The organism is Chloroflexota bacterium (genome assembly GCA_018825785.1).
Taxonomy (GTDB): domain Bacteria; phylum Chloroflexota; class Dehalococcoidia; order JACVQG01; family JAHKAY01; genus JAHKAY01.
This window is the reverse complement of record JAHKAY010000012.1, coordinates 1-10,140: the sequence shown is the minus strand read 5'-3', so window position 1 is coordinate 10,140 and position 10,140 is coordinate 1. Positions and strand designations below refer to the sequence as shown.

The window sequence follows — 10,140 nt, the reverse complement described above, 5'->3', positions numbered from 1 at the left end:
GATTCGAGGATGGCCTGCTCAATGGGGCAGGGATTAGCAAGGGACTAGCAGAAAGTCCTGTATAGATAGTAGGCCGTGGAGGATTCGAACCCCCGACCAAGGGATTAAAAGTCCCCTGCTCTACCCCTGAGCTAACGGCCCGTGTATCCGATTTTACCACAAAATGCTTAACACCCTGCTTTTGCCTCCTGTTTGAGGAAGGAAGGCGTTGATGCCATACACATTATGAGATTGGGCAGCGGTGAAGGTGGTCATTGGCGAGGCCCACCCCATTCCGGTTCTATGAGGTTTGACAGGGGGGAGAGACCCGCCTAGAATACAACGGATGTTCCAGAGCACCCGGCTCCCAAACGGCCTGCGCATTATCACTGCCCCCACCCCCCATGTCCGCTCGGTCTCCCTGGCCATCTTCATCGGGGCCGGCTCCCGCTGCGAGAGGGACCAGGAGGCAGGCGCGGCCCATTTCCTGGAGCACCTGCTTTTCAAGGGGACGGAGGGGCGGCCTACCTCCAAGGACCTCTATGCGCCCCTGGAGGCGGTGGGGGGGATACTCAACGGGGGGACGGATAAGGAGCTTACCCTCTTCTGGGCCAAGGTGGCCCGGCCCCATTTCCCCCTGGCCCTGGACCTCCTGGTGGACATGCTCCTCCATTCCCGCTTTGACCCCCAGGAGGTAGAAAGGGAGCGCCAGGTCATCATCGAGGAAATAAATATGAGCCTGGATAGCCCCGCCCAGAGGGTGGACCTGCTCATCGACGAGGTCCTCTGGCCGGGACAGGCCCTGGGCCGGGATGTGGCGGGAGACCGCCAGACCATATCCACCATCACCCGGCAGGACCTGCTGGGCTTCCTCCATCAACATTACCTCCCCTCCAATGCGGTGGTGGCTGTGGCGGGGAACATAGAGCACCTGGAGGTGGTAGAGGCCTTTACCCGGACCCTCTCCTCCTGGCAGGATGGGAAGACCCACCCCTGGTCCCCCGCCGATGACCGCCAGAAAGGACCCCGCCTGAAGGTGGAGCACCGGAAGACGGAGCAGGTCCAGCTATGCCTGGGCCTGCGGGGCATCTCCGTCCTCCACCCCGACCGCTTTGCCCTCGACCTGCTCAACACCCTGGCGGGGGAGAGCATGACCAGCCGCCTATTCCTGGAGATAAGGGAGAAACGGGGCCTGGCCTATGACATCCACAGCATGGTGAGCCACTTCCGGGACACCGGCTCCCTGCTGGTCTATGCCGGGGTGGAGCCCAAGAACGCCCGACAGGCCCTCCAGGCCACCCTGGAGGAGCTGGCGCGGCTGCGGGAGGGGGTGACAGAAGAGGAGCTTTCCCGGGCCAAGGAGTTCACCAAGGGTAGGCTCTTCCTGCGCTTGGAGGACACCCGGGCAGTAGCCGGGTGGCTGGGGGCCCAGGAGCTCCTCACCGGCCAGGTACTCACCCCTGAGGAAGTCATCGCCAGAGTAGATGATGTCACCGGGGAGGACCTGAAGAGGGTAGCCAGGAACCTGGTCACCGGGGACAAGCTCAACCTGGCCGTGGTGGGCCCCGTCTCCCCCGAGAGCCTGGAGGACCTGCTCAAAATATAAAGGGGGGCCGCTGGCGGCCCCCCTTTTTCTGCTACCTGTCCCCTAGTATTCCATGCCGCCACCCGGCATTCCCCCGGGGGGCATCATCTCTTTCTTCTCCGGGATGTCGGCCACCAGGCACTCGGTGGTCAGAATCATGCCGGCGATGCTGGCAGCGTTCTGGAGGGCAGCCCGGGTCACCTTCACCGGGTCTATAATCCCCCTCTCCACCATGTTGTGAAAATCGTCCTTGACAGCATCATAGCCCACTCCAGCCGCACTGCGCTTGACCGTCTCCACCACCACCCCACCCTCGCGGCCGCCGTTGATGGCTATCCAGCGCATGGGCTCTTCGAGGGCCACCTTCACCACCTGGATGCCGATAGCCTCATCCCCCTCCAGCTTGAGTTTACTCAGGACCTTGGAGGCCTGGACAATGGCCACCCCGCCCCCGGGCAGGATTCCCTCCTCTACCGCGGCCCGGGTTGCGGACAGGGCGTCCTCCACCCGGTTCTTCTTCTCCTTGAGCTCTACCTCCGTGGCCGCCCCGACCTTGATTACCGCCACCCCGCCCGCCAGCTTGGCCAGACGTTCCTGGAGCTTCTCCCGGTCAAAGTCCGAGGTGGTCTCCTCTGTCTGGACCTTAAGCTGCTTGATGCGGGCCTGGATGGCCTGTTCCGAGCCCTTGCCTTCAATGATGGTAGTATCATCCTTATCGGCGACCACCCGCCGCGCCCGGCCCAGGTCGGCCACCGTGACTGAGTCCAGCTTCCGGCCCACCTCTTCGGAGATGACCTTTCCTCCGGTGAGGATAGCCATATCTTCAAGCATAGCTTTCCTCCGGTCGCCGAAGCCGGGGGCCTTCACCGCCAGGCAGTTGAGGGTGCCGCGGAGCTTGTTGACCACCAGGGTGGCCAGGGCCTCCCCATCTATATCCTCCGCGATGAATACCAGGTTCTTGGAGACCTGGAGTATCTTCTCCAGGGCAGGCAAGAGGTCAGCCACCGCAGAGATCTTCTTGTCGGTTATGAGGATGTAGGGGTCATCAAGGACCGCCTCCATGCGGTCGGGGTTGGTGATGAAGTAGGCGGAGATATAGCCCCGGTCAAACTTCATCCCCTCCACATACTCGGTCTCAAACTTGATCCCCTTGGACTCCTCCACGGTGATGACGCCATCCTTGCCCACCTTGTCCATAACCTCGGCTATCAACCCGCCAATCTCGGAGTCATTGGCGGAGATGCTGGCCACCTGGGATATCTGCTCTTTGCTGGTAACAGGGGTGGCCATCCTCTTGAGCTCCTCCACAATGGCGTCCACCGCCAGGAGGGTCCCCCGCTTGAGGGACATGGGGTTGGCCCCGGCCGCGACATTCTTGAAGCCCTCGTTCACCATGGCCTGGGCCAGCACCGTGGCCGTAGTTGTGCCATCCCCGGCAATATCGTTGGTCTTGGAGGCCGCCTCCTTGGCCAGCTGGGCCCCCATGTTCTCAAAGGGGTCTTTGAGCTCAATGTCCTTGGCAATGGTCACCCCATCGCTGATAACGGCGGGGGCACCAAACTTCTTGTCCAAGACAACATTTCTGCCCTTGGGCCCCAGGGTCACCTTGACGGTATTGGCCAGGGCATCCACCCCCCTCTTCAGAGCCCGGCGGGCTTCTTCACCAAAAATGATCTGCTTCGCCATCTTACCTCCTTCTTCCTCAGGCCCTCTTGGCTATGACATCGCTTTCTCTGAGGATCATGTATTCCACATCATCTATCTTGAACTCGGTGCCGGAGTATTTGTTATAGACGACCTTGTCGCCGACCGCTACCTCCATAGCTATGCGCTTGCCGCTGTCAGAAACCCTCCCCGGCCCCACCGCCACCACCTCCCCCTCTTGGGGCTTCTCCTTCGCCGTGTCAGGAATAATGATGCCCCCCTTCGTCACCTCCTCCCGGGCTAAGGGCTTCACCACTATTCTGTCGCCCAAGGGCTCCAGCTTCACTGCCACTGCCCACCTCCTTCCCGAAATATATTAGCAGTCGCCACTGCCGACTGCTAACACAGATTCTAATGGAACGCGGCCTGGCTGGCAAGGGCTTCTTCAGCATGGTGAGGGGGAGCTAAAGGAAACCAGGGGCATTTACAGACCCAAAGCTATTGTTTTCTCAATATTTCTGCTTATCTCCGGCCAAAACCCTTTTCCAGCTGGGAGGAGGAGAAGTGGAGGAGGGTGGGGCGGCCGTGGGGGCAGGTATGGGGGTTGGGAATCCTCTCCATCTCCTGGAGGAGGCCTCTCATCTCCTCGGGGTTGAGGCTCTGGCCGGCCTTCACCGCCCCGTGGCAGGCCAGGGAGAGGGCCACCCTCTCCTCCCAGGGGGGGCCTTTCTCCTCACCCAGGGCGTCCAGGAGCTCCAGGAGGGCAGCCTTGATATCTTTATCTTTGAGGAGGGCCGGGATGGCGGTGATGCGGAAGGTGCGGGGGCCGAAGGGCTCTATCCCGAAGCCGAAGCCCCCCAGGTCCTCCCCCCGGGCATCAAGCACCCCTTCCTGGCGAGGGGAGAGCTCCAGGAAAAGGGGCTCCAGGAGGCCCTGGACCTCTAGCTCCCGGGCCTTCCGCCCCTTGAGCTTCTCAAAGAGCACCCTCTCGTGGGCGGCGTGCTGGTCAACGAGATATAGCCCCTCAGGCCCTTCAGCGATGATATAGCTCTGGGCCAGCTGACCCAGGACCCGCAGCAGGGGCAGGTTGGTGGGGGGCGAGGGGAAAAGCTGGGGGAAGGGGGACTCCGCCATTGCCTCCGGCAGGGGGCCCCGGCCCACGGCCCGGCGCAGGGCCTCCTGGACCGCCCTGAAGAGAGACCCTTCGTCCCGGAAGCGGACTTCGGCCTTCTGCGGGTGGATGTTCACATCCACCTCCTGGGGCGAGACTACAAGGCGGAGGAAGGCGGCGGGGTGGCGGCCGGGTGGCAGCAGCCCGGCATAGACCTCCTCCACCGCCCGCAGCAAAAGGGGGCTCCTTATGGGCCGGCGGTCCAGGAAGAACTGGATGTAGTCCCGGCCGGAGCGCGACACGGAAGGCGGCCCCACCAGTCCAGACAGGCCCGGGGCCTCCACCTCCAGCAGGGCCGAGGCCAGCTCATGCCCGTGGACCTGGGCAACTGCCTCCCGCAGGCCACCGTCCCCTGTCGTCCTGAGGGCGGGCCTCCCGTCTATGTACAGGGTAAAGGAGACCTCCGGCCAGGCCAGGGCATAGCGGGAGACAAGCCGCTGCGTGTGTGCGTCTTCCGTGGAGGCCGATTTCAGGAACTTTAACCGGGCGGGGACGCTGCGGAAGAGGTTCCTCACCGCGATGGTGGTGCCGGGGGGGCGGCCCCGGGAGGCCCTCTCCAGCACGGCCCCGTCCTTGAAGGAGACAAAGGTCCCCGCCGCTTCGTCCTTTGTCTGGGTGAAGACCTCCACCTGGGCCACGGCAACAATAGAGGGGAGGGCCTCCCCCCGGAAGCCCAGAGACGAGATGGCCTCCAGGTCCTCGTCCTTCTCTATCTTGCTGGTGGCATACCTCTGGAAGGCCAGCTCGACTTCTTGTCCGGGGATGCCCGAGCCGTTATCGGTTACGCGTATCACCCCCACCCCTCCCCCCCTGATTTCCACGGATATCTGGGTGGCCCCGGCGTCCAGGGAGTTCTCTATAAGCTCCTTCACCACCGAGGCCGGCCTTTCCACCACCTCCCCGGCGGCGATTTTGGAGACAAGGTCAGGGGAAAGAACCTTTATGCGCATAGCACTACGGTCGGCGCTGTACCTGTTCGAGCCCTGGACCGAACTCATGTAACCTGGCGGGCACGTGGCTTGACCATGTAGCGCCCGTCGCGCTAGTCGCGAATTGCCTGAGGCTGAAAGCCATTGCGCGGCTTCACTGCCCTGACAGCTTGCCAAGGCAGAGTCCAAATATCTCCACCGAGCCACTACTGCCTATGGTGAAAAGGTAGCCTTTCTCTCTACCCTCTTTGTACACCTCAATTCCATTGTCAAAGCACTGGTAGGACAGTATCTTATCCAGTGGTATGCTTACGGGCTTTTGCCCGGGAAACGGATGTAAGAAGAGCCTCTGGTTGGTTATCATGAGGGCCCCTCTGGAAGTCTCAACATACCTATCTTCTCTCACTATGTGGCCTCTGTGAGCACCGACCCTGTATCTCACGCCCTTTGCAATAGGAAAGCTTATGCCATGCGAGCCACCGCTATACCCCAAACTAACCGATCTTAGTTCCTTAAGAGAGGCCGTATCCGCAAAGTGAACGACTTCGCCTTTCTTCAAGATTACCTGCCCCCCACCCTCCACACGCAGGTTAACCGTAGGCAGCTTCCCTTCCTTTCTGATCGTGTTAACGTAGATGTAGGGCCTAATCCGTTCATTGAATTGAACTTCTTCAATTGACAAACCCAACTTGTCTTGAATACTCTGTAGCGCTGCTATTTCACCCTCCTCAAGCTCCTTGTCCTCCTCGAATTGCTCGTATATTCTGCCAAACAACTTGACTAGTGCACCTCTGTCGTGCTTCTTTAGCAACTCCAGTTGTTGTTCTGTAACACTCTTTGTCTCCTCAATCTGCTGTTCTATCTCGTCAAGCTCAACCTCTTGGGTGGTTTTGCACTCACTGCACAGACCTTCTCTGCTGAAGAAAGAAAGCTTCCTGCCACAATTCGGACAATACTTTGCCATTTGAGATGCCTCCTACCCTTCGTTCGTGCCTCCAAGTTTTCTCCTGCAAAGATGTATTGTCAAGGTTGTTCCCCTGCTTTCTTCTTCAGCTCGTAGAGGCGGGTGATGGCCTCCAGGGGGGTGAGGCCGTCTACGTCCAGCTTCTTCAGCTCCTCCTCTACCTCGGACTTTGGGGCCAGGAGGGGTAGCTGTTCGGGCCTTTGCCGGCGGGGCTTGGGCTTCTCCCTCTCCAGCTCTTTCAATATCTCCCGTGCCCGGGAGGTTATGGCCCGGGGCAGGCCGGCCAGCTCGGCCACATGGATGCCGTACGATTTATCGGCCCCGCCGGGGATGACCCGGCGCAAAAAGACCACCTTCCCCCCCTCCTCGGCCACGGCCACATTGAAGTTCCTGGCCCTCGGGAGATACCGGGCCAGGTCCACCATCTCGTGATAGTGGGTGGCGAAGATGGTCCTTGCCCCCAGGGCGGGGTGGCTGTGGATGAACTCCGCCACCGCCCGGGCGATGGCCAGGCCATCGTAGGTGCTGGTCCCCCTCCCTATCTCGTCCAGCAGGATGAGGGAGCGGGGGGTGGCCTGGTGGAGGATATGGGCCGTCTCCACCATCTCCACCATGAAAGTGGAGCGTCCCGCCGATATCTCATCGTAGAGCCCCACCCGGGTGAAGAGGCGGTCCACCAGCCCGATTCTGGCACTCTCCGCCGGGACAAAGCTCCCGAGCTGCGCCATAAGAACTATAAGGCCCACCTGGCGCAGGTAGGTGGACTTCCCCGCCATATTCGGCCCGGTGAGGATGATGAGCTGGCAGTCCTGGCGGGAAAGCAGAGTATCATTGGGGACGAACTCCCCCTCCAGCAGCCTCTCCACCACCGGGTGCCTGCCACCCTTTATGTCAATAACATAGCCATCATCTATCTCGGGCCGGGTGTAGCCATACCTGGCCGCCGCTTCCCCCAGGGCCAGGTAGACATCAATTTCGGCCAGTGCCCGGGCCAGGGAGAGAAGCCCCTCGGCATAGGCCGAAAGCTGTTTCAGCACCTGCTGGTAGAGCTGCTGCTCCAGCTCCTGGATGCGCTCCTGGGCGTGGAGGATGAGGGTCTCATACTCCCTGACCTCGGCGGTTATGAAGCGCTCCGCCCCGGTGAGGGTCTGCTTGCGGATATAGTCAGGGGGCACCCGCGACAGATGCGGGCGGGTGACCTCAATGTAGTAGCCGAAGACCTGGTTGTAGCCCACCTTGAGGGTCCTTATCCCCGTCCTCTCCCTCTCCCTTTGCTCCAGTGAGGATAGATACTCCCTCGCCCTTTGCGAAGAAGAGCGGAGCTCGTCCAGCTCGGGGGAGAAGCCCGGCCTTATGGTCATCCCGGCTTCGGTGGCGATGGCCCGGCCGGTGAGCTCCGAGGCCTCGGGGCAGGGTTTGAGGGCCCCGGCAAAGGGGGAGGTTCCCAGGGCCTCCACCAGGCGGGGGACCGCCTCCAGGCTGTCCCTCAGGGCCAGGAGCTCCCTTGGGGTGGCCAGGCCGGTGAGGATGCGGCTGGCGAGGCGCTCCCCATCAGCCATCTCCTTGAGCAAAGCCCCCGCCCTGGCCCGGGGGATGGCGTTCCTGAAAAACCATTCCACCCCCTCCTGCCGCACCCGGATAGCTTCCGGGTCCAGGAGGGGCTGGGAGAGCCACTTCTTGATGAGCCTGTGCCCCATGGCCGTCCGGGTGAGGTCCAGGACCGAAAGGAGGGAAGGCCCGGTGGGGGACAGGCTTGCCAGGACCTCCAGGTTCCTGCGGGTGAAGGAGTCCAGGGCCATAAACCCGTCCGGGGAGTAGGTAAAAAGGCGGGCAAGCTGGGGGAGGGCCCCCTTCTGGGTCTCTCCCAGGTAGCGCAGGAGTGCCCCGCAGGCCCTGACGGCCTGGGGGAGGTGGGAGCAGCCGAAAGGCTCCAGGGTGGCGGCCCCGAAATGGGACAGGATAAGCCTCTCCCCCTCCTCCCGGTCAAACCAGGCCTCCTCTCTGCTGGTGAGAGACATGTTCAGGCCCGGGAGGTCCGTGTCCCAGCCCTTTGGGGTGAGGATTTCGGCGGGGCGGAGGCGTTCCAGCTCCGCCAGGAGCCTTTCCCTGGGGAGCTGTGCCGTGGCGAACTCGCCGGTGGAGATATCGGCGTAGGCCAGGCCCGCCGTCTCCCCCTCACCCGCCACCACCGCCAGGTAGTTATTGGCCCTGCCGGGGAGGAGGGCAGGCTCCATCAGGGTGCCGGGGGTGACCACCCTCACCACGTCCCGCTCCACCAGCCCCTTCCCCGGGGGGGTGAGCTGTTCGCAGATGGCTACCTTATAGCCCTGGGAGACCAGCTTGGCCAGGTAGTGCTCCAGGGCGTGGGCGGGGATGCCGGCCATGGGCAGGCGGTGGCCCTTTCCCATCTCCCGGCTGGTGAGCGCTATTTCCAGCACCCGGGAGGCGGTCCGGGCGTCCTCCTCAAAGGTCTCGTAGAAGTCCCCCAGGCGGAAAAAGAGGACGGCGTCAGGGTACTGCTGCTTGATGCGCAGGTATTGACGGCGGATAGGGGCGATCTCCCTGGGCATGGCGGTATCATTATAAGCCATTCCCCGCGAGAAGCTGGTATAATATCGTCTTGCATGAAAAAGGTTGGCATCCTGGGGGCGACGGGGGCGGTGGGGCTGGAGGGCATTGAGGCCCTCATCGGCCACCCCTGGTTTGAGATCGGCCCCCTCTACGCCTCGGAGAGAAGCGCCGGGAAGACCCTCCGGGAGGCCTGCCGGCTGGATACCTCCCATCTCCCCCAGGAGATAGCCCGGAGGCAGGTCAGGGAGATAACACCCGGCGGGGATATGGAGGCGGTCTTCTCCGCCCTGCCCTCGGCCGAGGCCAGGAAGATAGAGCCGGAGTTCGCCCGGCAGGTGCCGGTGATGAGCACCACCTCCGCCTTCCGCTACGAGAAAGACGTCCCCATCCTGATAACCGAGGTCAACCCGGAACACATAGAGCTTTTGAGGGTCCAGCAGAAGGAGAGGGGGTGGCGGGGGTTTATCGCCCCCGAGCCCAACTGCACCACGGTGGGGCTGGTGATGTCCCTGAAACCCATCCTGGACAACTTCGGCGTGGGCCGGGTGCTCATGTGCTCCTACCAGGCGGTCTCCGGGGCCGGCAACTCCGCCCTCGAGCTCTGGGCAAAGCAGAAGGAGCCCGGCCTCCCCCGGCCGGTATCAGCGGAAATGATAGCGGAGCCCCCCCTCCTCTTCGAGGGCAATGTCATCGGCTTCATCGCTGATGAGGAGCCCAAGGTAAGGAGGGAAACGCTCAAGATACTTGGCCGGTACCAGGGCGGGGCCATAGTCCCGGCGGAATTCCCCATAGACTGCTTCTGTGTGCGTGTCCCCAACTACATCGGCCACCTGGAGGCCGTCTTTGTGGAAACGGTGAAGGGTTGCTCGGTGGAGGACGTGAAAGGGGCCTACGAGGCCTTCAACGGGCTCTGCCGGGAAAGGTTTGGCCACCTCCCCTCCAGCCCCCAGAAGACCATCACCCTCATGGAGAGGCCCCCCCAGCCCAGGTATGATGCCGGGCTGGACGGGGGCATGACCGCCCTGGTGGGCCGCATAGAGAAATGCGACCTTGGTCCCAACTGGGTGAAATACCTGGTCCTCTCCAACAACCTGAAGAAGGGTGCCGCCAGGGGCTCCGTTCAGGTGATGGAATACCTCCTCAGCAAGGGCCTCATCTAGTACTACTACGTTAAGGTAAGAGGAATCCATACGCCACCGGATGACCTTGCCACAGGAGGGACAGATTCCTGTCCAGCGGGCCAGCATGCGCTGGAGTTCACGACGTACCATTGGAAGGGACCAGCGCTGCCCAGAAG

General features: G+C 62.2%; 7 protein-coding genes and 1 tRNA gene. 2 read left to right on the top strand and 6 right to left on the bottom strand.

What is annotated here, in order from left to right; genetic code table 11:
- Window positions 1-69: 69 nt before the first annotated feature.
- Window positions 70-141: transfer RNA gene (locus KJ624_02580), tRNA-Lys, on the bottom strand.
- A gap of 184 nt (window positions 142-325) precedes the next feature.
- Here KJ624_02580 and KJ624_02575 point away from each other — a divergent pair.
- Window positions 326-1,585, top strand: coding sequence for an insulinase family protein (locus KJ624_02575; GenBank protein ID MBU2008729.1), 1,260 nt, complete (start codon window positions 326-328; stop codon window positions 1,583-1,585).
- Window positions 1,586-1,627: 42 nt separating this feature from the next.
- Here KJ624_02575 and groL read toward each other — a convergent pair whose 3' ends face one another.
- The 5 genes from groL to mutS form a co-directional block, all read right to left on the bottom strand.
- Window positions 1,628-3,250 carry a chaperonin GroEL gene (gene groL / locus KJ624_02570; protein ID MBU2008728.1) on the bottom strand — a complete coding sequence of 541 codons (1,623 nt, stop codon included), beginning with the start codon at window positions 3,248-3,250 and terminating at the stop codon, window positions 1,628-1,630.
- 16 nt (window positions 3,251-3,266) lie between these two features.
- Entirely contained in the window at window positions 3,267-3,554 is a 288-nt protein-coding gene (groES, locus tag KJ624_02565) for a co-chaperone GroES (GenBank protein ID MBU2008727.1), read from the bottom strand.
- A 176-nt stretch (window positions 3,555-3,730) separates the two neighbouring features.
- A complete protein-coding gene (mutL, locus tag KJ624_02560; protein MBU2008726.1) occupies window positions 3,731-5,329 on the bottom strand; it encodes a DNA mismatch repair endonuclease MutL in 1,599 nt (532 codons plus the stop codon).
- Window positions 5,330-5,462: 133 nt separating this feature from the next.
- The gene (locus tag KJ624_02555; protein MBU2008725.1) at window positions 5,463-6,272 is read right to left on the bottom strand and encodes a hypothetical protein; all 810 of its coding nucleotides are present in this window, start codon (window positions 6,270-6,272) and stop codon (window positions 5,463-5,465) included.
- A 59-nt stretch (window positions 6,273-6,331) separates the two neighbouring features.
- On the bottom strand, window positions 6,332-8,842 hold the full coding sequence (gene mutS, locus KJ624_02550; protein ID MBU2008724.1) for a DNA mismatch repair protein MutS: 2,511 nt from the start codon (window positions 8,840-8,842) through the stop codon (window positions 6,332-6,334).
- A gap of 54 nt (window positions 8,843-8,896) precedes the next feature.
- Here mutS and KJ624_02545 point away from each other — a divergent pair, with 54 nt between their 5' ends.
- The gene (locus KJ624_02545; protein MBU2008723.1) at window positions 8,897-10,003 is read left to right on the top strand and encodes an aspartate-semialdehyde dehydrogenase; all 1,107 of its coding nucleotides are present in this window, start codon (window positions 8,897-8,899) and stop codon (window positions 10,001-10,003) included.
- Window positions 10,004-10,140: the final 137 nt, after the last annotated feature.

What these genes read in the sequence shown, in the direction of transcription:
- KJ624_02575 (MBU2008729.1), top strand. Translation starts at nt 326, where the DNA reads ATGTTCCAGAGCACCCGGCTCCCAAACGGCCTGCGCATTATCACTGCC.
- groL (MBU2008728.1), bottom strand. Translation starts at nt 3,250, where the DNA reads ATGGCGAAGCAGATCATTTTTGGTGAAGAAGCCCGCCGGGCTCTGAAG.
- mutL (MBU2008726.1), bottom strand. Translation starts at nt 5,329, where the DNA reads ATGCGCATAAAGGTTCTTTCCCCTGACCTTGTCTCCAAAATCGCCGCC.
- KJ624_02555 (MBU2008725.1), bottom strand. Translation starts at nt 6,272, where the DNA reads ATGGCAAAGTATTGTCCGAATTGTGGCAGGAAGCTTTCTTTCTTCAGC.
- mutS (MBU2008724.1), bottom strand. Translation starts at nt 8,842, where the DNA reads ATGCCCAGGGAGATCGCCCCTATCCGCCGTCAATACCTGCGCATCAAG.
- KJ624_02545 (MBU2008723.1), top strand. Translation starts at nt 8,897, where the DNA reads ATGAAAAAGGTTGGCATCCTGGGGGCGACGGGGGCGGTGGGGCTGGAG.